The organism is Mucilaginibacter daejeonensis (assembly GCF_020783335.1).
Lineage (GTDB): Bacteria > Bacteroidota > Bacteroidia > Sphingobacteriales > Sphingobacteriaceae > Mucilaginibacter > Mucilaginibacter daejeonensis.
Genome location: NZ_CP086068.1, coordinates 465,958 through 489,663 on the forward strand (window position 1 = coordinate 465,958; position 23,706 = coordinate 489,663).

At 49.9% G+C, this 23,706-nt stretch carries 27 protein-coding genes; 7 read left to right on the forward strand and 20 right to left on the reverse strand.

The features are described from left to right. The first annotated feature begins 134 nt into the window (after positions 1-134). A complete protein-coding gene (locus LLH06_RS02060) occupies positions 135-1,697 on the forward strand; it encodes a Do family serine endopeptidase (protein WP_228171599.1) in 1,563 nt (520 codons plus the stop codon). A gap of 163 nt (positions 1,698-1,860) precedes the next feature. On the opposite strand, the gene LLH06_RS02065 is transcribed toward LLH06_RS02060, so the two are convergent. Both LLH06_RS02065 and LLH06_RS02070 read right to left on the reverse strand, forming a co-directional pair. After that, positions 1,861-2,232 carry a CoA-binding protein gene (locus tag LLH06_RS02065; protein WP_228171600.1) on the reverse strand — a complete coding sequence of 124 codons (372 nt, stop codon included), beginning with the start codon at positions 2,230-2,232 and terminating at the stop codon, positions 1,861-1,863. Then, positions 2,222-2,707, reverse strand: a complete 486-nt coding sequence (locus tag LLH06_RS02070; protein ID WP_228171601.1) for a DinB family protein — start codon at positions 2,705-2,707, stop codon at positions 2,222-2,224. The genes LLH06_RS02065 and LLH06_RS02070 overlap by 11 nt, the downstream gene beginning before the upstream one ends. Positions 2,708-2,863: 156 nt before the next feature. On the opposite strand from LLH06_RS02070, the gene LLH06_RS02075 reads away from it, so the two are divergent. Together LLH06_RS02075 and LLH06_RS02080 are read left to right on the forward strand one after the other, a co-directional pair. Continuing rightward, a complete protein-coding gene (locus LLH06_RS02075; RefSeq protein ID WP_228171602.1) occupies positions 2,864-3,439 on the forward strand; it encodes an RNA polymerase sigma factor in 576 nt (191 codons plus the stop codon). Positions 3,440-3,457: 18 nt separating this feature from the next. Then, a complete protein-coding gene (locus LLH06_RS02080; RefSeq protein WP_228171603.1) occupies positions 3,458-3,862 on the forward strand; it encodes a hypothetical protein in 405 nt (134 codons plus the stop codon). Positions 3,863-4,260: 398 nt separating this feature from the next. On the opposite strand, the gene LLH06_RS02085 is transcribed toward LLH06_RS02080, so the two are convergent. The 11 genes from LLH06_RS02085 to LLH06_RS02135 form a co-directional block, all read right to left on the reverse strand. Then, entirely contained in the window at positions 4,261-4,467 is a 207-nt protein-coding gene (locus tag LLH06_RS02085) for a hypothetical protein (RefSeq protein WP_228171604.1), read from the reverse strand. A gap of 61 nt (positions 4,468-4,528) precedes the next feature. Further along, entirely contained in the window at positions 4,529-5,857 is a 1,329-nt protein-coding gene (gene creD / locus LLH06_RS02090; RefSeq protein ID WP_228171605.1) for a cell envelope integrity protein CreD, read from the reverse strand. Positions 5,858-5,928: 71 nt separating this feature from the next. Next, positions 5,929-6,231: a winged helix-turn-helix domain-containing protein gene (locus LLH06_RS02095; RefSeq protein WP_228171606.1), complete on the reverse strand. Its 303-nt coding sequence runs from the start codon at positions 6,229-6,231 to the stop codon at positions 5,929-5,931. Further along, positions 6,228-6,890 (reverse strand): hypothetical protein, encoded by a 663-nt coding sequence (locus tag LLH06_RS02100; RefSeq protein WP_228171607.1) that lies wholly within the window; start codon positions 6,888-6,890, stop codon positions 6,228-6,230. The genes LLH06_RS02095 and LLH06_RS02100 overlap by 4 nt, the downstream gene beginning before the upstream one ends. A gap of 322 nt (positions 6,891-7,212) precedes the next feature. Beyond that, a complete protein-coding gene (locus LLH06_RS02105) occupies positions 7,213-7,584 on the reverse strand; it encodes an endonuclease domain-containing protein (RefSeq protein WP_228171608.1) in 372 nt (123 codons plus the stop codon). 180 nt (positions 7,585-7,764) lie between these two features. Further along, complete coding sequence (gene polA, locus LLH06_RS02110; protein WP_228171609.1) at positions 7,765-10,575, reverse strand: DNA polymerase I; 2,811 nt, start codon at positions 10,573-10,575, stop codon at positions 7,765-7,767. 179 nt (positions 10,576-10,754) lie between these two features. After that, positions 10,755-11,258, reverse strand: a complete 504-nt coding sequence (locus tag LLH06_RS02115) for a DNA-3-methyladenine glycosylase I (protein WP_394800324.1) — start codon at positions 11,256-11,258, stop codon at positions 10,755-10,757. 74 nt (positions 11,259-11,332) lie between these two features. Continuing rightward, positions 11,333-11,953, reverse strand: coding sequence for an ExbD/TolR family protein (locus LLH06_RS02120; RefSeq protein ID WP_228171611.1), 621 nt, complete (start codon positions 11,951-11,953; stop codon positions 11,333-11,335). A 152-nt stretch (positions 11,954-12,105) separates the two neighbouring features. Then, on the reverse strand, positions 12,106-12,843 hold the full coding sequence (locus LLH06_RS02125) for an SDR family oxidoreductase (RefSeq protein ID WP_228171612.1): 738 nt from the start codon (positions 12,841-12,843) through the stop codon (positions 12,106-12,108). Positions 12,844-12,907: 64 nt separating this feature from the next. Beyond that, entirely contained in the window at positions 12,908-13,798 is an 891-nt protein-coding gene (locus LLH06_RS02130) for an AraC family transcriptional regulator (RefSeq protein ID WP_228171613.1), read from the reverse strand. A 4-nt stretch (positions 13,799-13,802) separates the two neighbouring features. Then, positions 13,803-14,159, reverse strand: a complete 357-nt coding sequence (locus LLH06_RS02135; protein ID WP_228171614.1) for a carboxymuconolactone decarboxylase family protein — start codon at positions 14,157-14,159, stop codon at positions 13,803-13,805. A gap of 111 nt (positions 14,160-14,270) precedes the next feature. Here LLH06_RS02135 and LLH06_RS02140 point away from each other — a divergent pair, with 111 nt between their 5' ends. After that, complete coding sequence (locus LLH06_RS02140) at positions 14,271-14,642, forward strand: VOC family protein (protein WP_228171615.1); 372 nt, start codon at positions 14,271-14,273, stop codon at positions 14,640-14,642. Here the strand turns inward: LLH06_RS02140 and LLH06_RS02145 are convergent. Next, the gene (locus LLH06_RS02145) at positions 14,636-14,968 is read right to left on the reverse strand and encodes an MGMT family protein (protein WP_228171616.1); all 333 of its coding nucleotides are present in this window, start codon (positions 14,966-14,968) and stop codon (positions 14,636-14,638) included. The genes LLH06_RS02140 and LLH06_RS02145 overlap by 7 nt on opposite strands. An 11-nt stretch (positions 14,969-14,979) precedes the next feature. Next, on the reverse strand, positions 14,980-15,630 hold the full coding sequence (gene trmB / locus LLH06_RS02150; protein ID WP_228171617.1) for a tRNA (guanosine(46)-N7)-methyltransferase TrmB: 651 nt from the start codon (positions 15,628-15,630) through the stop codon (positions 14,980-14,982). A gap of 234 nt (positions 15,631-15,864) precedes the next feature. Between trmB and LLH06_RS02155 the strand changes: the two genes are divergently transcribed. Then, on the forward strand, positions 15,865-17,964 hold the full coding sequence (locus LLH06_RS02155) for an LruC domain-containing protein (RefSeq protein WP_228171618.1): 2,100 nt from the start codon (positions 15,865-15,867) through the stop codon (positions 17,962-17,964). 102 nt (positions 17,965-18,066) lie between these two features. On the opposite strand, the gene LLH06_RS02160 is transcribed toward LLH06_RS02155, so the two are convergent. Next, positions 18,067-18,627: an RNA polymerase sigma factor gene (locus tag LLH06_RS02160; RefSeq protein WP_228171619.1), complete on the reverse strand. Its 561-nt coding sequence runs from the start codon at positions 18,625-18,627 to the stop codon at positions 18,067-18,069. 197 nt (positions 18,628-18,824) lie between these two features. On the opposite strand from LLH06_RS02160, the gene LLH06_RS02165 reads away from it, so the two are divergent. Continuing rightward, entirely contained in the window at positions 18,825-20,369 is a 1,545-nt protein-coding gene (locus LLH06_RS02165) for an NAD(P)/FAD-dependent oxidoreductase (RefSeq protein WP_228171620.1), read from the forward strand. Between the two features lie 409 nt (positions 20,370-20,778). Here LLH06_RS02165 and LLH06_RS02170 read toward each other — a convergent pair whose 3' ends face one another. Further along, positions 20,779-21,564 carry a hypothetical protein gene (locus tag LLH06_RS02170; protein ID WP_228171621.1) on the reverse strand — a complete coding sequence of 262 codons (786 nt, stop codon included), beginning with the start codon at positions 21,562-21,564 and terminating at the stop codon, positions 20,779-20,781. Positions 21,565-21,666: 102 nt separating this feature from the next. Further along, complete coding sequence (locus LLH06_RS02175; protein ID WP_228171622.1) at positions 21,667-21,804, reverse strand: hypothetical protein; 138 nt, start codon at positions 21,802-21,804, stop codon at positions 21,667-21,669. A gap of 171 nt (positions 21,805-21,975) precedes the next feature. Between LLH06_RS02175 and LLH06_RS02180 the strand changes: the two genes are divergently transcribed. Continuing rightward, entirely contained in the window at positions 21,976-22,431 is a 456-nt protein-coding gene (locus tag LLH06_RS02180; RefSeq protein ID WP_228171623.1) for a ferritin-like domain-containing protein, read from the forward strand. Between the two features lie 72 nt (positions 22,432-22,503). On the opposite strand, the gene LLH06_RS02185 is transcribed toward LLH06_RS02180, so the two are convergent. Then, entirely contained in the window at positions 22,504-23,025 is a 522-nt protein-coding gene (locus LLH06_RS02185; protein WP_228171624.1) for a GyrI-like domain-containing protein, read from the reverse strand. A 100-nt stretch (positions 23,026-23,125) separates the two neighbouring features. Continuing rightward, entirely contained in the window at positions 23,126-23,542 is a 417-nt protein-coding gene (locus LLH06_RS02190) for a VOC family protein (RefSeq protein WP_228171625.1), read from the reverse strand. Positions 23,543-23,706 lie beyond the last annotated feature (164 nt).

The window sequence follows — 23,706 nt, forward strand, 5'->3', positions numbered from 1 at the left end:
ACAAGTGTGTAACAGCCTTGGCCCGACTTTAACATATTTTAACAAAAATGGCAATAACTTATTATTGTTCCTATCGTCTTAATGGTATTAAATTTGGAATGTACTACAGAACACAATAAAAGGATCAAGATAATATGAGAAAAATTGGTTTAACCTTGCTTACTGCCTTTGCTGGCGGGGCAATGGCCATCGGAGCCTATAAGGTATTCGAGAAAGATCCGGCCGAGGGAATGACCTTCGAGGATCGTCAGAAAGTTTATTTTGCCAGCAATAAAGGAAATACAGCTAACATGGTATCGTCGGCAGGCGATGTTGATTTTGTACAGGCGGCAGCGGCCGTAACGCCGGCCGTGGTATACATCCGCACCACTTATGCAGCCCAGCAGGGCCGTAGCGGCGGTGGACGCGATCCGCTGGAGGAAATGTTCGGCGATATGTTCGGGCAGCGTGTGCAGCCCCGTCAAAGCCAGCCTCAGCGTGCATCAGGTTCGGGTGTGATCATCAGTACTGATGGTTATATCGTGACCAATAATCACGTGGTGGCTAATGCCAGCAAGGTGGAGGTGACCACTAACGATCACCGCACCCTGCAAGCCAAAGTGATCGGTACCGACCCTAATACCGACCTTGCGCTGATCAAAGTAAGCGCTACTAACCTGCCTATCGTTAAGTTAGGTAACTCTGATGATGTTAAGGTAGGCGAATGGGTACTGGCCGTAGGTAACCCTTTTAACCTGAACTCTACTGTTACCGCAGGTATCGTAAGTGCCAAAGGCCGTAACATCGGTATCATTGGCAGCGAGCAGGAAGAGGAGCAAAGCCCATTTGGCAGCCGTACCCGTTACCAGCAGCAACAAGAGCCTCGTTTGAACAAGGCCATCGAGTCGTTCATTCAAACTGATGCGGCCATTAACCCTGGTAACAGCGGTGGTGCGTTAGTGAACACCAAAGGCGAACTGATCGGTATCAACTCGGCCATCGCTTCGCACACTGGTTCATATGAAGGTTACGGTTTTGCCGTGCCGGTTAACCTGGCTAAAAAAGTGTTGAACGACCTGGAGAAATTCGGTTCAGTAAAACGTGGTTATATCGGTGTTAACTTCAGAGAGCTGAACCCGGATGTGGCCGGCGAACTGAAGATCAGCACTACTAACGGTTTATACGTGGCCGACCTGGTAGACGGTGGCGGTGCTGCCGCAGCAGGCTTGCAAAAAGGCGACGTGATCACCAAGGTTGAAGGTCAGCCGATATACGAATCGTCAGACCTGCAAGAACGCGTAGGCCGTTTGCAACCTGGCGATAAGATCCGTTTGACCGTGTTGCGTGGCGGTTCTGAAAAGAACTTTACCGTGACCCTGAAAGGCGAACCGGCAGCAGGCAACCGTACATCAGCAGCCTCAAGATCGGCGGAAGAACTGTACAATAAATTAGGTGCAAGCTTCCAGCCGCTTACCCAACAGCAAAAAGCTAAATTCCGCTTGAGCTCAGGTGTGGTAGTTACCCAAGTACGTCGCGGTGGTTTCTTCGAGAACTATGATATACCAGAAGGCTCGATCATTACCAGCATGAACGGTATCGCGATCAACAGCGTGAACGACATCGATAAAGCGATCACCAACCTGAAGAATGGCCAAATGACCATTGAAGGTTATACCGCCGATGGTATGCGTTTCCGCAACAGCTTTGATGCCCGATAAGCATCGCTATTGATAGAAAGGTCCTTCCCCAAAAGGACCACAAAAAAAGGTCCGGCTACTGGAAACAGGCCGGACCTTTTTTATGGTATCTATGCAGATATGAATTCACAGCGAACTGTCCCCCAACAGTTTTGCACTGTTGCGAAGCATTGCTATTCGCTTATTAATATTCCCCTGTAGATAACATCACCAGCGTACAAGCCGATAGTGTTTCAATGCCTCGTTCGCGCGCCATGCGTCGCAGTTCGGGGTTCTCGGTACCTGGGTTAAAAATGATGCGTTTCGGGTTAGTGGCCAGTATGTAATCATACAGCGGCGGCTGGTTCTGCGGCCCAACGTACAGCGTTATGGTGTCGATATCGTCATGTACCGTTTCCGCTTTCTCGATAGCCACCCCGGCTACTTCTCCTTTTTTGATGCCCACATTCACGATCGGGTGGCCGGTACGCACCAAACGGTTGGCGGCCAGGTAGGCATAGCGCGATGGGTCGGGCGTGGCGCCCAGTATCAGGGTCTTTTTTTCGTTAGTAAGCATGGTTAATTCGGTTCAGTAAGGCGATCTGGCCGGCATGGTAGATCTGGTGTTGTATAAAGCCTTCAACAAGTCTTTTGTAGGTGGTCACCGGTTCTCCCTCTCCGCGTTCATCGTTGATCAGCTGATCCCACTGATCATTGGGCAGGGCTTGCATGGCTTTTACCAGATCGCTGTTGGCCTCATCCAAGTCAATAACCAGCTGATGCCATTTTTGTTCAGATGCCTCGCCCGGCTCAGGCCAGTCGCCACGGGCCGGGATCGCCGCATTGTTTCCTTTCAGGCGACTCACTGTCTCCTCGGTCCAGGCGGTCATATGCAGCACAATGTGAGCAATGCTATGCACTGCTCCGTGCGGTAAGTTAAAAGCTGCTATCCAGCTGCCTTCGGTAATGATGGTGCTGATCGGCGTTCCATACCAGGGGCGTCCTATAAATACATCCTCTAACTGGGCTTGTAATTGGTTGGCTGTTGTCATGCTACGGTCAACACTATGATCGTGCCAGATCTGGCTGTAACATGCGCCTCTCAGGTGGCTCTTACTAAAAAGTGACCGGCCAAGAATTTTTTTACATCGTTTAAAATGTTCGCGCCGGTGGTACGTCTGCCTTGATATAAACGAACGATATACACATTGATCACCGCCCTGATGCCCGAAGATAAGAACAGTTTTACCCTTAAAGCCATTAAAGAGTATGGCAAAGGGCTGCTGTCGTTCATACGGCGGAGGGTGAAAAGCGATGCCGATGCCGAGGACATACTGCAGGATGTTTGGTATCAGCTTACCTCGGTAGTGAATGCAGCACCCATCGAGCAAACAGGCGCCTGGCTGTATCGCGTGGCCCGCAACAAGATCACCGATAAGTACCGCAAGCGTACCGAAACACTGCTTGACGACCTTTTATTCGACAACGGCGAGGAGGATGAGGACAGCGCCGACCTGGCCGAGATGCTGATGAGCGAGCAGGCCACCCCTGAAACAGAGTACCTGCGCAGCCTGGTTTGGGAAGAACTTTTCGCGGCGCTGGATGAGCTACCGGCCGAACAACGGCAGGTTTTTGTTTGGCACGAGCTGGAAGACAAAAGCTTTGAGCAAATGGCCGAGCTAACGGGCGTGAACATTCAAACGCTGGTATCGCGCAAGCGCTACGCCGTTTTACACCTGAGGCAGCGGCTTAAACAATTGTATACCGACATTAAAGAACTTTAAGATATTAGTTGACACAACATGAAAAGAATATTTTTTGAACGGCCTTACCGGTTCGTGACCATACCGATCATGGCTGCCGCATTTTTAGGGCTCATTAGTTTGGCCGTAATGCAGCTTTGGAATAACCTGCTGCCACAGATCCTGCATGTGAGCGCCATTACCTTTTGGCAGGCCATGGGCATATTTGTGCTGAGTAAGATATTATTTGGCTTTGGCCGTGGTGGCGGCCGCTTTGGTGGTGGTGCTCCATGGATGAATAAGCGCATGGTAGAACGCTTTAAGAACATGACCCCCGAAGAGCGTATGCGTTTTAAGGAACGCTTTAAAGATCAGATGTGCCGTGGACGGGGCCGTGGAGGCTGGGATCAATACGAATGGCCCGAAACAGAGGGGCCGCGAGCCAAGGACGAGCAGGCCGATTAACACCGCTTGATGTTCTCCTCAAGACTTACACAGCTGACAATTTTCCTATCCAAATAGTAAAGCGAGGCGGCCGCGAGGGTCGGCTCGCTTTTTTTGCACCTTACCTGAACAGACCCCAAAAGATCTCCCAAAAAGTGCGCACCTGGCAGGGCACTTCCAGCTTCTCGTCTATCTGTGCCGAAAATTCTAAGAGTTCACGTTTCATAGCGGTAGGTATTTAAACAAATATAACTGTTTGTATACCAAAAACCAAAACGGTATTTTGGTAGGGTCTGGTAATTCAAAAGATACTTTATTCTACATCTTTCCTAATAAAGCCAACACCAAAGGAGCTATAACACAACAGCAAATAAAGCAATTAAGCCAGTCCGACCGTCGCTCATCGGTAAGACGTAGCCTTATGCTGCACTAACAAGCCAGAAGATCCCATACACGATATTGATCAGTGCCATGTAGAGAATCATAGATATCCAATAGCTCAACGTAATAAGGATCACTACATCTATGGTGCTGAAAACCATTGAGATACAGGTCAGTAAATAAATGCCTGTGAACGCATAAAATAAGCCTTTGTTAAGTTTAACAGTAGCGGTGGAGAATATCATGATCAGTAGTTGTTAAAAGGGAGCAACCATAAAGCTGCTCCCTTGGTGATATAGGTTAGGTTCAGTTCCAGTTGATCTTGCGCGAAAAGTACATGAGTGCAGCGATCACCACGAACAGGGCGATACTGCCCACAAGTAAGGAAAGCTCCTCCAGTTGAATGATCACGAACACAAAGCCGTAAAAGACACTCAGTATCACGGCAAAAAGTGCAGCTGCCTTACTGTTAAGTAACGATGCCGTGAACCATGCGATCAGCGCAATGGTGGCAACGGCCGCTATAAGATAGGCCCAATTGTAACCCACCTGCTCTGAAAAGGATAGCAGCAAGCTGTAGAAAACGATCATAGCCGCGCCGATCAGCGCATAATTGAACACGTGTACCGGCTTCTTTTGGATCACCTCGGTCAGGAACAAGGACACGAAAGTGAGCGCGATGATCAGTATCGCATACTTACTGGTGCGCATGGTCTTTTGATAATCATCTACCTGGATGTGCAGCTGTACCCCGAACAGCACATTATTATTGCGTTTAAAGCTGTTGAGCAACGTATCATTACCTACCCATTGCTGCGGGAACGGGCGGTTATAATTCAACATGCGCCATTTGCCATAAAATCCTGCCTTGCTGATGCTGCGCTCATTGGGTAGATATCTGCCATCGAATTTAGGGCTTGGCCAATTACCTTTCACTTCTACCTGGGTGGTCTTGGCCGCGTGGATGAATCGTAGGCTTTGGCTTCCTTTGAGTTGCAGGTTCAGGCTAAAAGGCAGGTCGCCGGGCGGGAGGGTGCTCAGGTCTATCTCCGCTTGCAAGCCACCTGTCAGCAGCCCATCGGTCACGGAACTGGCCGTGTATGAACGGTTCTGCACGCGGATGGTCGGGTCGGCCTTCAGGCCTTTCAGATCGCCCAGGCTGAACAGTAAACGCGCCTTTTGGTATTGGATCAGGCTGTTATCGATCTGCAGGCGAGCAATGTTGGCGGTGTTAAAACGGCCGTTCAGGCTCAGCAAGGCATCGTAAACGCCAATGTCATAAATGCCACGTTTAAGCGTGTCGCTTTTTACGTTGGCGCTAATGTTCAGGTCATCGGACAGCAGGTATAGGTTCTGCGTGTATTCCTTGATCACTTCTTTACCGGTGCTGTCCTTTTCGCGTACCGCCTTTTTGTAAGGGATCACTAACACGGGACCTTGTATCAATTGCCGGCCCGACCATTTGTCGGTATCCTCGTTCACGATCTGTTCCTGCCGGTCGCTGCGTTCGCGTACCAGTTCCTGTATCCATGAGGAGGGGATCAAAAGCAGGAGGGCGATCACCATGATCAAAAGCAGTTTCAGGAGTACCGACTCGCGGAGCCAGTTACCGGTCGGGTGTGGTTGGTCTATCATAATGTTATTTTTAAAAGAACTTTGAAAATGAAAGTTATTAGTCAAAAAAAACAGGCCGCTGCAACCTGGTCTTATTTTTTTTGTTGTTGAATGAGTTGTTCCAACGCATTTAGGTGTTCCTGGAAAGCCGTCTTTCCTTTATCTGATGCCTGGTAAGTGGTGTTGGGCTTACGGCCTACAAAACTCTTGTGTATGGTGATATAGCCCTCTTTTTCCAACGCTTTAAGGTTAGATGCCAGGTTGCCATCGGTAATATCGAGCAGATCGCGCAGCGAAGTAAAGTCGTACGACTCGTTCACCATCAGCACGCTCATGATCTGTAGCCTTACCCGATTCTCAAAGGCCTTATCCAGTTTATCGAACGGAACTTTCAACGTTCGTATTTTATATACATTAAACTACCGTAAACAATGTGCAGTACCCCAAAACCGATCGCCCAAATGAACAATCCGAAACCGGGAAGGGCCGCTGCGATGATGCCCAGCACGATCTGGCACAAACCTAAGTATTTTACGTCATTATAGGTATAGGCGCTGGCGCCTACCAGCGCAAGCCCATAAAAGGCCAGGCATGCGGGCGATATGATACCCAGATAGCCACGCCCCAGCAGCAAAATGATCAGCACCCCGCCGGTGATCAGCGGTGTGGCCATTTGGAATAAGAGCGCGCGGCTGGTCTTTCCCCATACGGGTTGCTTTTGCTTTTTGGCCTTACGTACCGTTAAGTAATAACCGGTAAGTAACGAGGCGAACAGCACGGCAAAGGCCACGAAGAACAATTGCAGGATCACGGGCGAGAACACCAGATCCTCCCAGAGTTGCGATTGCAGGTATGGACTCTGGCCCGGTGGCGCATAGTCGAACGAGTGACGGCCGGCAGGGTCATAAATGATCCGATAGGCCAGGCCTGCGCCAATAAGCGCATAAACTCCGGCCATTACGCCCGAAAGCCCGCTCAAGGAGATGAACTTTGATGAGCGCTCCATCATGTTGCGTATAGAGGCGAGGTCGTCGTGTAACTTTGAGTTTTCCACCAGAAAAGTACTTTTGTTTTCAAAGTAATGGAAAGTATTTGAGGTGTGCAAGAGTGAAATGAAAATAAATATGTGAGACGACATTTTATTACCCTCTTGAGAGGGCTGAGGGAGGTATGTGTAGTGGAAAGTGGGTGTGTTTAGATAAGCGATGTTTTGCATAGCGTCTAAACACACCCCTGACCCCTCTCAAGAGGGGAAGTATAGTGGCGATGCATGGCTTTTTGATAATGTACTTTTCATCCCCTCTTGAGAGGGGGCGCGTTGGGCAAGTGTAATGGAAAGGGGTGTGTTTAAATAAGCGATGAGACTCAAAACTTCCTTAGCTTTTTGTTCTTTCCTCTAAATAAGCTTCCAATGTTCGCAATACATTGATCATGTCTTTCATGACCTCAACTTCTGTAAACCTGAGAATCGTAAGGCCATATCTCATCAGCTCTGTATCCCTCAATTCATCAAGGTCTATCACATTCTCGTGATAATGCCCGTCCAGCTCGATCACTAATTCCAATTCTGCACAATAAAAGTCGACGATGTATCTCAACAACGGCTTTTGCCTGTGAAAGTCATAGCCGTGAAACCTCTTACCTTTCAACTCCTGCCAAAGCCTGATCTCGCCAAGTGTACTATCGTTTCGAAGTTTGGTTGCCAGCGGTTTTAAATTTGCATCATATGGGATGATCTTGCGCGGCATGGTCGAGTGATAACTGCGGTATTATGGTCTTATCTTTTTCATTCCCCTCTTGAGAAGGGGCGCGAGGGGAAGTGTTATGGAAAGGGGTGTGTTTAATGAAGCGATGTTTTGCATTGCGTCTAAACACACCCCTGACCCCTCTCAAGAAGGGAAGTATGATGGTATCTAAATGAATACACCTTAATGAGCTTCCAGCCAGTTGACGCCGGTACCCATCTCGACCATGATCGGCACTTCGGTCTTTATAGCGGTGCGCATATGGTGAGAGATGATCGGTTTTACGGTCTCCAGTTCATCCTTGCGTACATCGAACACTAACTCATCATGCACTTGCATGGTCATGCGACTGGCCAGTCCCTGCGCCTTGAACTCTTTATGAATGTTGATCATGGCGATCTTGATCATATCAGCCGCGGAGCCTTGGATAGGGGCGTTAATGGCATTTCGTTCGGCAAAGCCACGCACGGTGGCGTTGGCCGAGTTGATATCACGCAAGTAACGGCGACGGCCCATCAATGTCTTAACATAGCCGTTCTCGCGGGCAAAGTTCATGGTATCGCTCATGTAATTCTTGATACCCGAGTATTGCACAAAGTACTGCTCAATGATGTCGTTAGCTTCCTTACGTGGTATACCTAAACTTTGCGATAACCCGAACGACGATTGACCGTAAATGATACCGAAGTTAACGGCCTTGGCATTGCGGCGTTGATCGCTGGTCACATCGGCCAGGGCCACGCCGTACACATTGGCTGCCGTAGCGGTGTGGATGTCGAGGTTCTGTGCAAAGGCATCCAGCATGTTAGGGTCCTTGCTGATCTCGGCAATGATGCGCAACTCGATCTGCGAGTAATCGGCCGATAGCAGGATGTGGTCCTCATCGCGGGCAATGAACGCTTTACGCACCTCTCGGCCACGTTCGGTACGGATCGGGATGTTTTGCAGGTTGGGGTTTTGCGAGCTCAAACGACCGGTAGCCGCCACGGCCTGGTTGTATGAAGTATGAATGCGGCCGGTCTTTGGGTTCACCATCAGCGGCAGGGCATCCACATAGGTCGATTTCAATTTTAGCAACTGGCGAAAATCCAAAATATCACGCACGATGTCGCTCTTGGTGGCCAGGGCCAGCAGCACGTCCTCACCGGTTTGGTATTGGCCGGTCTTTGTCTTTTTGGCCTTAGGGTCCAGCATCAGTTTCTCGAACAGTACCTCACCCAGTTGCTTGGGCGATGAGATGTTGAACTTGACACCCGCCTTTTCATGCACGGTGCGCTCCAAACGGGTGATGTCGGTCTCCAGCTCTTTCGAAAATTCTTTTAGGGTCGGTTCATCAACGCGTACGCCCTCAAATTCCACGTCGGCTAAAACGTAGATCAGCGGATGCTCCATCTCGCTCAATAACTTGTCGGCCTCCACTTGTTGCAGTTTAGGCTCGAACACTTGTTTCAGTTGAAGGGTCACGTCGGCATCCTCACCGGCGTACTCTTTTACCTTTTCTACATCCACATCGCGCATGGTGAGCTGGTTCTTGCCCTTGGGGCCGATCAACTCAGTGATGGATACCGTTTTGTAGCCCAGGTAGTTCTCGGCCAGGATATCCATGTTATGGCGGGTATCAGGGTCAAGCACGTAGTGTGCCATTAGGGTGTCGAACAGTTTGCCTTTTACCTCGATGCCATACCACTTGAGCACGAGTATATCGTACTTAACGTTCTGGCCTACCTTGTTAATGGACTCGTTCTCCAACACCGGTTTGAACTCGTGCGCAATGGTCCTGGCCTCCTCAAAGTTGGCCGGTAGCGGTATATACCAGGCCTCGCCCGGGTTAATGGCGAACGACAGACCTACCAGCTCGCAGTTGTTGGCGTCGAGGCCGGTGGTCTCGGTATCGAAGGTGATCTCCGGCTCTTTCAGTAACGCAGCGATCAGCTCGGCGCGTTGCTCGGCGGTGGTCACCAGGTGGTATTGGTGTGGTACGTTGCTGATATTCTTGGCGGCAACGGGTGCTTCGCTCTCGGCAATATCGGTCACGGTAACGGCCAGGGTACGGCCGGTGCCTGGTGCCGGATCACCGAACAGGTCTTGCTGACCACCAACGGCCTTGATCTCGGTAATGCTGAAATCATCGCCAAATACGCGGCGCCCCAGCGTACGGAATTCCAGTTCGGCAAAGAGGGGCTCGAGCAGGTCCTTACTTGGAGCACAGATGGCCAATCCTTCTTCGTCCAGTTCCACCGGTACATCCAATATGATAGTAGCCAGCTTTTTCGACATAAGGCCCTGATCGGCAAATTTCTCCACGTTCTCGCGCATCTTGCCTTTCAGTTCATGGCTGTTCTTGATGATGTTCTCCATGGAGCCATACTGCTTGATCAGCGCCTTGGCGGTCTTCTCCCCAATGCCCGGTATACCCGGAATGTTATCCACGGCATCGCCCCATAGGCCCAAAATATCGATCACCTGGCAAACGTCGTCAACTTCCCATTTCTTTTTTACTTCCTCCACGCCCAGGATCTCCATATCGTTACCCATACGGGCCGGCTTGTAAATAAAGATGTTGGGCGACACCAGTTGGGCAAAGTCCTTATCAGGGGTCATGCAATACACCTGGTAGCCCTGCTGCTCGGCCTTTTTGGCCAGCGTGCCAATGATGTCGTCAGCCTCGTAACCGTCAGACGTGATCACCGGGATGTTGAAACCCAGGATCAGTTTGATCACGTAAGGCATGGCCTTGCTCAGATCTTCGGGCATGGCCTCGCGGTGGCCTTTATAGTCGGCAAAGTCGGTATGACGTTCGGTAGGGGCATCGGTATCGAAAACCACGGCCATGTGCGTAGGTTTCTCTTTACGCAACACATCCAGCAGGGTGTTGGTGAAACCCATCACGGCCGATGTGTTGAGCCCGCCTGAGGTGAACCGTGGGTTCTTGCTCAATGCAAAGTGGGCCCTGTACATCAGCGCCATACCGTCTAACAGAAATAGTTTCTTCATGTGTTTTGAACCGGAATTTTATGAATTCATAGAAGTACAGAATGGACCGTTATGCTTCTACGAACTACGGTCACAAAAATAGGATTAATGCTCATAACAAGCTTACATATGTTTATCGAACGAACAACCCTTGGTAAAGCATTCTGTTCATTCGGAAGATCCTTAAAATTCCGGTTCGGCTACTTGAACGCGCAATCCACCACGTGATCGTTCACCATGCCGGTGGCTTGCATGTAAGCGTAGCAAATGGTGGTGCCGAAGAATTTAAAGCCGCGCTTTTTCATATTCTTGCTTATCGCATCAGATATGGGTGTGCTCACGGGGATGCTTCCGGGTAAGTTGTTGACAGACCGACCATCGGGCATGAAGCTGTACAGGTATCGGTCGAACGAGCCAAATTCTTTTTGCACCTCCATGAAGAGTTTAGCGTTATTGATAGCGGCCAGTATCTTCAACCGGTTACGGATGATGCCTTCATCCTGCATTAGGCGTTCCACATCTTCGTCATCAAAGGCCGCTACCTTTTTCACATCAAAGCCAGCGAATGCTTTTCGGTAGCTTTCGCGGCGGCGCAAAATGGTGATCCAGCTCAAACCTGCTTGTGCCGATTCCAACACCAGGAACTCAAATAACACGTGGTCATCATGTGTTTCCTTGCCCCATTCCTCGTCATGATATTTCATGTACAAAGGGTCGGTGCCGCACCAGGAGCAGCGTTTGAGTTGGTTCGATTCTTTATTTGTCACAGATGGAGAAATTATTTAACGTTAGGCTTCCCGCTATTTAAGATCAGAGAGAACTTATTGATGTTTTGGGACTGTAAATTAGCGATCAGCAACTTTACTATAGAATAGGACTCCGCAGCGTCGGCCGCTATCCCTATCCGCATGTTGTTGCCATATTTGTGTTGGTATACTGCCTGCGTTTCCTTAATCCAATCAAATAACTCATTATTACGGCCATCGTTGATCGGTATGCCTTGGTTATTCTTGGCGTAAAGTAGTGGATGGGGTTGATGGATATACATTTTCAGGCTTTGCATAGATGCGCCAAAGGTTCCCATCTTAACGAATCGATCCTGTTCCTCGTCGGTGATGCTGACCCGATAGATCCGAGCCATGTTCTTAACGGCTTGTTTCTTAATTTCAGGGTCGGCTATGTCAATATATATCTTGTTGTCCTTTATAAATATAGTGGCCGGCATATTGTTCAATGAGCATTGACCAGGGCCATAGGCTTGTGGCAGTGCTACCTTGACCACATCTTTCTGGTTAAAGTGAGGAAACACCATAAAGAACACCAGCAATAAAAAACCTACATCGGCCATGGCGGTCATGTCGAGCGATAAGGTTCTTTGTGATGTTCGTTTGGCTAACATAGAGACAAGTTCGATGCAATATAGTCTTGCTGTTGTTATAAAGCAATCGTAAAAGATGTGATAACCTTTTATTTGTTGCACTCGCCACCATCGAATAAAAAAGGCGACCCCGGTCATGGGGTCGCCTTTTTTGTTGTTTGATAAGCTCGAGCTTACCAAGGGCACTCGTAATTATTTTCAGGGAACTCGTGGCTGAAGTATTTGCCGGTGGGGCCACCTGCGCCAAGGGTGGCGTAACTGGTCACGAACGCGGCCGAATCCTCCACCTTGAACGGGCCTGAGTTATTATTAAAATCGGTAGCGGTGTAACCAGGGTCGACCACGTTCACTTTAAAGTTGGTGTCGCGCAGCTCGTAAGCCAGCACCACGGTGTAGGCGTTCAACGCGGTTTTTGACGGACCGTAAGCCGCTGTTTTAACATGGTAGAACTTCGACTCCGGGTCGCTGTGGATGGTGAGCGAGCCCAGGCCCGAGGTCACGTTCACGATTACCGGCTGCTCTGAGTTCTTCAGCAGCGGCAAAAAGGCTTGTGTCACGTTGATCACGCCAAAAAAGTTGGTGTCGAACACCTCGCGGATCAACGCGGTATCAACCGTTTGGGCGCTCTGGTCATATCCGCCTAAAATGCCGGCGTTGTTGATCAGGATATCCAGCCCTTTACCTTTTTCGGCCACCGAACGTTGGGCAGCGTCAATCGAGACTTTATCGGTCACATCAATAAGCAGGAACTCCACATTGTCGATCCCTTCGGCCTTGATTTTTTCTACCGCCTCGTTGCCTTTGGCCGCATCACGTGCGCCCAGGTAAACGTGGTATCCTTGTTTGGCTAATATCTTAGCTTTTTCGAAGCCAATGCTTTTGTTGGCCCCTGTGATCAATACTGTTCTCATAGTTATTATTTGTTGAACAAATATAAGTGGGCCTACGGCTACCCGTACGGTACTTGCACAGGTTTCAATGGTACATTTCGCGGGTGGTTTGGCGGTAGGCCACCGGCGTGTCGCCGGTGAGGCGTTTAAAGAAGCGGTTAAAGTATGAGGCATCCTCAAAACCCAGCTCAAAGGCCACTTCTTTTACCGATCGCTCGGTATGGAAAAGCAGCCGGCGCGCTTCTACGATCAGCCGTTCATGAATGTGCGCGATCGCCGGGCGGCCGCTCTGATCTTTGATCAGCTCACTCAAATGACCGGCCGATAGGTTCATGAGCCCGGCATAATGCCCCACCTCATGGTGTTGCTTGTGCCAGGTATCTACATGGGCCAGGTAGCGGTTGAGCAGGGTGCGTTCGGGCAGTACCTTGCTATCGGTCAGCTGTTCGGTGTATAGCCGGCTCAGGTGTATCACTAATACCTTCATGTAAGCCAGTAACATGCTTTGCTGCCACTTGCTTTTGGCATGGTACTCGGCCATGATCTTGTTGAGCAGGTCATCAACAAAGGACACATCGGCATTGCTCAGCTTTAACTCATGCCCATGATCAGGGTTAGCGATCAGCGGCAGTTGCTTCAGGGTGCCGCTCTCATCTAACCCCAGGAACTCCTCAGTAAAGCTGAGGGTGATGCCGGTGAACGGCTGGGCGGCCTCTTTAAGGTGGATCTGCTGGGGCACCGTAAAGTAAAAGTGATCAGGTTTGATCACATAAGGCACCTGATCGATCCAATGCCTGCTGCTTCCGCGCCGCACCAACGACATAAAATAGTAGTTCTTGCGATGAGGCACCAGCATGTCTGACCGGCGGTAGCTCATAATGCAGTCGTTACGATCTATTCTGAATAGGGTGTTGCCCATTACCGCATCGGGTTCAAAGCTATACTGCGGAATGGTGGCGTCGGTGATCAGTTGCATATGATCAGGCTTCTGAAGCGGTCTCGTTCAACTCGTCCCAGTACTCAACAGCACGGCGGTAATGCGGGATCACGATCGATCCGCCCACCAGGTTGGCGATCATGAACACCTCATTCATCTCGGCATCGTTCACGCCCGCCTCGTGGCATTTGCCCAGGTGATATTTAATGCAGTCATCACAACGCAGCACCATACTGGCTACCAGGCCCAGCATCTCCTTGGTCTTTACGTCCAGGGCGCCGTCGGCGTAGGTAGTGGTATCTAAAGCAAAAAAGCGTTTGATGTTGGTGTTGGCCGTTTCCATGATCCTATCGTTCATCTTGGTACGGTAGGCATTAAAGTCGTTTATGAGTTGTCCCATGGGGTGTAATTATCGGTTAATAAAGCGGTATAGCTTACAAGCACAATGTTCGTTAAAATTTTGGTGCGGATAAATATCATGCTGCTATCTTTGACAGTAAAGCAACACAGCATGATCAAATTCAAGCGCGCCGATCACATCCACATTTGCGTACCTGCACAACGGCTGGAGGAGGCCCGACGCTTTTATAAAGACGTGATCGGCCTCACCGAAATGACCCGCCCGCCCGAATTGAAAGATAAAGGAGTGTGGTTAAAGATGGGCGACATAGAGCTGCACATTGGCGTGGAGCGTTCACGCTCGCCATCCATCAGGCATACGGCTTTTGAGGTAGAGGATGTAGATGCGGCGCTCAAACACCTGGAAGACCATGGTGTGCCGATCAGTCCGCAAACTTTGTTGCCCGGTCGCAGGCGTTTTGCCTTTCATGACCCTTTTGGCAACCGTATGGAATTATTGCAAATGGATGCTACAGATCAATAATCGAGCTCGATGGATGGGTCCCAGTTCACGGCCTTGAAGTTCTGGATCTTGTTGCCCACAAAGCTGATCCCTTCTTTTTCGAGCAGGCTTATGCGGTACTCGATGTTATCGGTGCTACCCGATAGGTGGCCCGAGCCGCTCACCACCCGCTGAAAGGGTACCGGTTCGCCCTCTGTAGGTAGCTGACCCATGGCATGCCCCACCTTGCGCGACCAGGTAGGCGCTCCCAAGAATTTGGCAATGGCACCGTACGAGGTCACCCGGCCCGGCGGTATCTGCCTCACCACCTCAAAAACATGCTGGTAAAAATTAGCGTCGTTGGCCATCGCTTTGTTCGTTATTCAAAGGAGAACTGTAGGTAATTGATGTTCTTATTGTCTTTCAGGTATTTCTTTTCGTAGTAGGTCTTGATGTTCAGCACCTCGTTGGCGTAAGGCGAATGATAAAGATCCTCGGTCTTGATGTGTAGTTTCAAACCCAGTTCTTCGATCTTTTCGGCGGTGTAAGCATGCAGCCCGTCATTATCGGTCTTGAGGTTCATGAGGCCGCCCGGTTTCAAAAGCAGTTTGTATTTCTCAAGGAAACGGGGAGAAGTAAGTCGCTTTTTCTCACGGCTGATCTGCGGCTGGGGGTCGGGGAAGGTGATCCATATCTCGTCCACCTCGCCGGGGGCAAAATAGTCGAGCAGGTTCTCGATCTGTATGCGCAAAAAGCCTACGTTGGTGATGCCTTCCTCTAAAGCCGTTTTGGCGCCGCGCCATATGCGGTTGCCTTTGTAGTCGATACCGATCAGGTCCTTTTCGGGGAAAAGCTTGGCCAAGTTGACCGTATACTCGCCTTTACCGCAAGCCAGCTCCAGCACTACCGGGCTATCGTTCTTAAAAAAATCACTTGACCATTTACCTTTATAAGGCTGGCCAGCCTCCAGCTGTACCACGTTGCTAAAGGTATCTACTTCGGCAAAACGTTTCAGTTTATCTTTTCCCACGTTAAAAAATGAGCTGCAAAGTTAACGAATGCGCTGATGAACGCCAAAGAGCGCAGGGCCTTTCGCTTGTGAGTAAGCACGGGAAAAAATTCCCCAAACGATAATTGTTGCAACACTTATCTCCCCATCGTTGTGGAATTGTGTCAACGCTTTCGCAACTAAATATGGCTTTGCCCCGTATGAATGGCCATTGGAATACCTTTTGCCTACCGTTCAACAATTATCAATATTTATATGAAACACCTTTTTACATTTGCCCTTTTAGCAGCCGCAGTATCATTTACGGCTTGCAAAAAAGATGGTGCCACCCAAGGAACGACGGAGCCAACTGCTCCCGTTAACAAGATCGCTCCTGACGGTTTCAACTTTTCGACCTCTAAGAATGTGACCTTGAACCTAAGCCTGAAGGCCGGTAATGATGAGGCACTGAGCGGCGTGGTAGTAAGCGTTTACCTGCCCGGCTCTACTTCTCCAATTTATAAAGGAGCTACCAATAAGAGCGGTGTGCTGCAAGGCGTGATCACCGTACCAAGCTCAGCTACCAAACTGATCATCGATCCTGCTTACGTAGGCGTGATGCGTAACGCACAAGCCGTGATCAGCTCAAGCAATACTATCACTGCTACCATAGGTGGCAAGGACGGCTTCAGCGGCGATGTGCAGGCCGAAGAGATCGTGGTGAACACCACCGGCGGTGCTGTTGCATCAAGCAAAGCCTCTAACGCAGTAGGTGATCCAACCTTTGCTTACCCAAGCCCTTACACCGCCTCGTCTAACGCGGTGATCAACACCAGCGCGTATCCGTTCAAATTAGGTCGTCCGGCTTATTTGGAAACTACTCCTGATAACATCGACGCTTCATTATTATCATACGTGAACGCATCGTTACCAGAAGGTAGCCCATTGCCAAGCACTCACCCTGAGTACCTGACCACCAGTGCCGTTCCTAACCTGAACATCACTGCCACCTCTGACGTTTGGATCACATTCGTAGCAGAAGGTGCCGGTTACATGAACTCACTGGCTTTTTATACTTACAAGACAGGCAGCGCACCTAACAGCCCGTCTGACATTGCCAACGCTACCTTGATCTTCCCTAATGCTTCGGCTTATGGTTCAGGTGGTGGCCTGCGCTCAGGCGATAAAGTGAAGATCGGCCGTTTCTCGGCAGGTACTTCTATCGGTTTCGTACTGATCCAAAATGCATGGACCGGTTCAGGTGTACAAACCGGCAACGCCAAATTCTACTCAGATTACAAGCTTAACCCTGAGACCAACGTTGCTAACAAGAAACACACTGTTACCCTTTGGGATGATGTACACAAATTGTTCCTGATCGGTTTCGAAGATATCAACCGTGAGAATGGTTCTGACCATGACTTTAATGACCTGGTGATCTACGCTTCTTCGAACCCGGTAACTGCTATCTCTAACGACGGTGTACCTGCTATCGATAAAGGTGGCGACAGCGACGGTGACGGTGTACAAGACGAACTGGATGCTTTCCCGACCGATCCTACCAAAGCTTACGTAAGCTACTATCCATCGGCTACCGGCTACGCCAGCATCGCCTTTGAAGATAACTGGCCTAAAAAAGGTGACTTTGACCTGAATGACCTGGTGGTTAACTACCGTTACACTTTCACCAGCAATGCCAGCAACCAAGTTGTTGAAATGAAAGGTGAGTTCACTCCTCTTGCTTCAGGTGCTTCTTTCCACAATGGTTTTGCGGTACAATTGCCGGTAGCAGCTTCGGCAGTTAGCTCGGTGAGTGGTCAAAAACAGATCAGCAACTACATCAGCTTTGCAGGCAACGGCGTTGAGGCCGGCCAAACCAAAGCCGTGATCGTACCTTTCGATAACCACGAAGCGTTGTTGAAGAACCCTGACGGTGCTTACTTCATCAACACCCTGATGGACAAAGCCAAAGTTACCGGCAGCACTGCTACTGTTAACGTGACCTTTGCTTCACCGGTGTCAGCAAGCTCATTGCAAGTGTCTTCTTTCAATCCGTTCCTGATCAGCGATCTGCGCCGCGGTTATGAGATCCACCTGCCAGGCTTTGCACCTACCGATAAAGCCGACGCTAAACTGTTCGGTACTGATGATGATACCTCAGTTCCTACAGCTAACAAATACTACTTATCAAAAGAGAACTATCCTTGGGCCATCAACTTTGTGGGCGAATACAAATACCCTGTAGAGTTGCAACCGGTTAACTCTGCTTACCTGCACTTCTCAGAGTGGGCACTATCAGGCGGTACTAACTTTGCCGACTGGTACAGCAACAGCACTGCCGGTTTCAGAGATAACTCTAAGATCTACTCGAAGTAAATTAGGTTGTTGTTATATAAGCGAACGGGACCGCCTTAAAAAGCGGTCCCGTTTCGTTTTTGGTGATGTGTAAGGTTAATAGGTAATATATAGGGTCAGTGATCAGCAGGCCAGCCTGTGCTGGGCGCGCATCGCGATCTTGCTTAACTTATTCTTCAACACGCCACGTGCACGGTGCAATGTGGTACGTGATACCAGCTCACTGATGCCCAGCGCCTCGCCGATCTCCTGGTGCGAGTAGCCCTCGATGGCATACAGATTGAACACGTTGCGGTAGGTATCAGGCAGCTCCGCGATCATGTTCAACAACTCTTTCTCTTCCATGCCGCTCTCGTTGTAGCTCATGTGTATGGTCACGCCTTCGGGTAATTCGTCGGTAAGCACTACTGGCTTTTGCTTGCGGAAACGTGATATGGCAGTGTGCACCATGATACGGCGGATCCAACCCTCCAGGCTGCCCTCGCCACGGTACTTGTGCATTGAGCCGAACACTTTGATGAAACCTTCCTGCATTATATCCTGCGCCTCGTCACGATCTTGGGCGTAACGGTTGCAGGCAGCAAGCATACGTGGGGCCAGTACCTTGTACAACATCTCCTGTTGTTTGCGGTCTTGTTTCAGGCATCCTTCCCATATGCGGTTCAAAGTTTGTTCGGTGATCATGGCTGTTGTTGTTATGTTGATACACCTATGCCAACTTTGGCACCAAATAGTTAATTAATTGATTGTCAGTTGTATAAATTTATGTTGACCGCTATGACCGTCCGCTACCGAACGGTATTCGCGCACAGCCGAACACTTTTTGCCCTGCCGTACAATGTGTATCTTTGCACCATCCGGGATAAAAACCCGGCAACGTTATGATGAAAGAGACCGAGATCGTGTGCCTGCCCGAGGAGCACGAAAATGAAGAAGCATTGACCAAATTAGCTGCCGCCTCCCTCAAGGTGCCGGTGCAGCGCATCACGGCCATTAAGGTCCGCAAGCGTTCTATTGATGCCCGTGGCCGCAAGGTAGTATACCGCATGCATGTGCAGGTATTTATGAACGAGCCTGCTCCCATTACCAGTTTTAATATCGAATACCCCAACGTGGCCGATCAAAAGCCTGTGGTGATCGTGGGAGCCGGTCCGGCCGGGATATTCGCGGCACTGCAGTGCATATTGTCAGGCCACAAGCCGATCGTGATAGAGAGGGGTAAGGATGTGAAGCAACGCCGCCGCGACCTGGCCAACATCAACAAACAAGGCCTGGTGAACCCCGAATCAAACTATTGCTTTGGCGAGGGCGGTGCCGGGACTTACTCTGATGGTAAATTATATACCCGCTCCACTAAACGCGGCAACGTGAACCAGGTACTGCAAATGTTCGTGGCGCATGGTGCCGATGAGGATATTCTGGTGGATGCACGACCGCACATTGGTACCAACAAGCTGCCGCAGATCATTACCGCCATGCGCGAGACCATCCTGAACGCGGGCGGCGAGTTCTTATTCGATACCAAGGTCACCTCTTTGGATGTCCAATTTAGTAAGATAGCCGGCGTACATACCGCCAACGGCGGCCACATCAAGGCCGAGGCCGTGATCCTGGCCACGGGCCATTCCGCCCGCGATGTATTTTACATGCTGCATGATCAGAACATATCGATCGAGGCTAAACCCTTTGCATTGGGCGTACGCATCGAGCATCCACAGCAGGTGATCGACCAGGCGCAATATCATTGTGATGTACGCGGACCATACCTGCCGCCATCGTACTACAGTTTGGTAGAACAGGTAGAGGAGCGGGGCGTGTTCTCTTTTTGCATGTGCCCTGGCGGCATTATCGCGCCGTGCTCTACCGAACCGGGCGAGATCGTGGTGAACGGCTGGAGCCCGAGCAAACGCAATAATCCCTTTGCTAACTCAGGCACCGTGGTGCAGATCGATCTGGGCGATGTGGCGGGCGATGAGAATGACCCTTTCCGGCTGTTGAAGTTTCAACAGCGAGTGGAACAGGCCGCATTTGCAGCGGGTGGAGGTGATCTGGTAGCGCCTGGCCAACGCATGGTCGATTTTGTGCAACGACGTAATTCGACCAGTATACCGGCCAACTCTTATTTACCGGGCGTTACCAGCGCCGATCTGAGCGAGGTATTGCCTAAGCGTGTGCACGAGCGGTTGCGTAAAGCGTTGCCGGTGTTCGGTAAAAAGATGAAGGGTTATTATACCAACGAGGCCTTGCTGGTGGGTGTCGAGTCGCGCACTTCGTCGCCGGTCAAGATCCCGCGTGATCCGCAAACCTTGCAACACCCGCAGGTGGCGGGGCTGTACCCATGTGGCGAAGGTGCCGGTTATGCCGGGGGTATCATCTCCGCCGCCATCGATGGAATGAACTGCGCACTGGCCGCTATCAAAAAATAATTAACACCTACCGGAATAAATTTTTCAAGCTGCCATCAAAATTGCCATGATGTCCATGGATCCTCAAAAAGTGTGTTTAGACATACATATGGGCACATAATGAGTTACGCCGAACAGATCTTGATTCGTAGATGGCATTAATAAATTGTAAAATAGATGTAACATCACGGCTACTTCTCTCATTTTTTTAAGTACTTCTATAGGTAAATCCTTTACAATGTATATATTTGCACCATGTAAGTTATTACTTACATATTGTGATAAGGTTTAGGTTGAAACCCTCCGAGCTGCAAGAGCAAGGAGGGTTTTATTTTTTGTACCGATCACATCGCCTGTTGCAGGTTAGCAGGCACAAAAAAAGGCATCACTTTCGTAATGCCTCACTGATCAGTATGATCATGTTATCCTGTTATTTTTTGATCAAAGTTTTGATCCAGGCCGCAAGGTCCTGAGCGGCCTTATCGTTCTCGTAACCGGCCGGTAGCCTTCCGTTGGTATACTCGTTATAAAGCCATGGATCGGCAATGGCTATAGCGGTTCCCTTACCATGACGGGCCATGGCGATCAGGGTGGCACCGGCGGCGTTCTTCAGCACCGGTTTAGCGGCACCGGTGGTGGTAATGTCGCAGGCATCCTTCATAAATATCTTACTGGCTGTTTTGAACACCGGGTTGTTACGGGTACTCACAGCGCCATCTTCAAAGTGGGCATCATCGGTAACATGGTTGGTGCGATCGTTGGTAAAGTGCATACCAAAGGCGGCTGCCAGGGTGTTAAAGTGTGGTAACTCCACGTTAGCGCTATCATTGGCCAGCATCACCAGCACTCCACCTTTTTTAACCCAGTTCGCTATGACGGTCACATGGGATGGCTCGATATAATTGGGCAAAGGATTCTCTTTTTTACTGTCGGGGTCAACGATCAGGTACACATTGCTGGCCGCCAGGTTAGCAGCGGTAGGGGCCGCATCCAGCGAGGCCAGCTTAAAGCCATGGGCCTTAAAGGCATCGCCCAATATCGAAAAGCCGGCATCATCCTTTTCTTCCCACAGGTAGTGGAAGCGTTCGGCCTCGCCTTTAACGTTCTTGCGCATTTCGTGATTAAAATGCTGGTCAAGAGTAATGGTTTGCGCCTGCAAGCCGGTGGCCGCTGCACATAATGCTGCCCCAAGGGCAAAACTCAATATCGATCTCATAGTTAAAATGGATATAATGGGTAACGCCCCTAAGCTAAATAATTTGAACCGAACTCCGGTACAATGTCAGCAGTACCCGGGATCGGCATTAGTTGGTAAGCCTTACTTTTTGACCGTTGGCGCTTTTTTTTGCTGTTCGCGGGTGCGGTCCTCGGCTTTCTTCACTTCATCTTTCTCACTGATGGGTTGCTGGGTCTCCAACTTTTCCTGTTCTGTGTTCTTCTTGGTGTCGTTAGGCATGGCGGTCACATTTATTAGCAGCTTTTAGGTGCCCGGTATATCTAATGAACACCGTATGATCTCGCTGGTTTTAATGTCGGGCGGTCGCCGCGTGATGATAAGTATTTTAAATTTAAAAAAACATTCTTTTGATAGAATCCTTTAACTATCAATTACAAAAGTTATATACCTATGGAAACTGTAGAAAGATCAATTGAAACTTTAAACGACCTGATCGAGATCAATAACGACCGCAGCGCCGGTTTTCAACGTGCCCTTAAAGACCTGGGCGACGGTGATGTGGACCTGAAATCATTATTTGAGGAATACAGCGAGCAGAGCCGCAAATTTGCTCAGGAATTGACCGCTATCGTGGCTCAATCAGGTGGCGACACTGAGACCGGTACCAGCGCATCAGGTACATTGCACCGCGCCTGGATCGAAGTAAAAGCATTATTCAGCGGCAGCGATCGTCACGCTATTTTAGCGGAGTGCGAGCGCGGCGAGGATGCGATCAAAAAAGCTTACCGTGATGCATTGACCTCAGAGTATGCATTATCGCCAGAAGCTTCACAGACCGTGTCGACACAAGCTCAGGCCATTGGTCAGGCACATGACCGTATCAAGGCCCTGCGCGATAGCCAATAATTTTTATTGTGTTACTGATAAATAGTCAATGGAGCTGCCCGAAAGGGCGGCTCTTTTTGTTTATTGATCTTGTTATATGCTTGTGCCCGGCTCAACCATAATGGCGATGGCTATTCGCTTATGGTCAGTGTTGACACCTAAGGCCGGCTGATCCAGGCAAAACTCGAAACGGCCCGGCCATGATGTTCCCTTGTCGGTCGGCTTGGCCATCCATTGTAATCCCTGCTCATGGCTCCAAAGTTGCAGTGCACGGTACGAATGATGCAGGTCCGTCCTGCTACCGCAATGCAGCGTGGTGGCGTATGTGCCTTGTGGTATAAGGCCACTCGTTACCCGCTCATCACCATCTACCTTTTCTGATACCGGGAAACCTACCTCTAATTCGGTCATTTCATGGTCGTTACTTACGGCACGATACCGGTAAAATAATGAGCCGGTCACCTTCACCTTCTTTTGAACGATCCAGGCGCTCAGGTCATGAATGGCTTTTGCCGTCAAATGCCATTGTGCCTTGCCAATGATCATGGCCATACTGATGTAAGGCTGTGCGCAACCAGTGTGCAGGCTGGGTATATGTGTGCTGTAGTGATCCATTTATATAGCATTGCCCATCCGCCATTATAAGCCCTGCTAGGAGGGTGGGCCTGCGGGCCTTTTTAGTGTTGACGAATGAGCCCGCCCAACATTTTAAATTTTATTGCGCTGCCGGCCTGAAGCTGATCATCCAGTCGACCCCGAACTTATCGGTCAGCATGCCGAACACATCGCCCCAAAACTCTACTCTTGGCGTATGGTTGGCCTGGCCGCCTGCCGATAGTTTGGCGTACAGCTCATGCACCTCTTCCTCGCTGCTGCAATTGAGCATGAGCGACATGTTTTTACCTTTAACAAGCGTTCCACCCATGCAATTATCGGCCGCCAACAATACCACGCCGCCATGGGTAAGGCTTGCGTGCATGATCAGGTCATGTTTTTCGGGCGGCATGTGATCTGCGGCTACCGATCCCCCAATGGTGTTGAACTGTAGCTCACCACCCAGGCATTGCTGGTAAAAGGTCATGGCCTCGCGGCATTCGTTCTCAAAAAATACGTAAGCATCGATACTTTTCATTTTATCTCTTTGTTTAGTGTGTTGTTCGGTTAGCGTGCATGGGTAGCGTTGTTATTAGATCGATCGGCTATCTCAGTTATCATTCATCCTTACTATATTAGTGACCACATGCCCCTGCACTTTACAAATGTAGCAGAGGGCCTATGTACAGCGGCGGTGCGGTA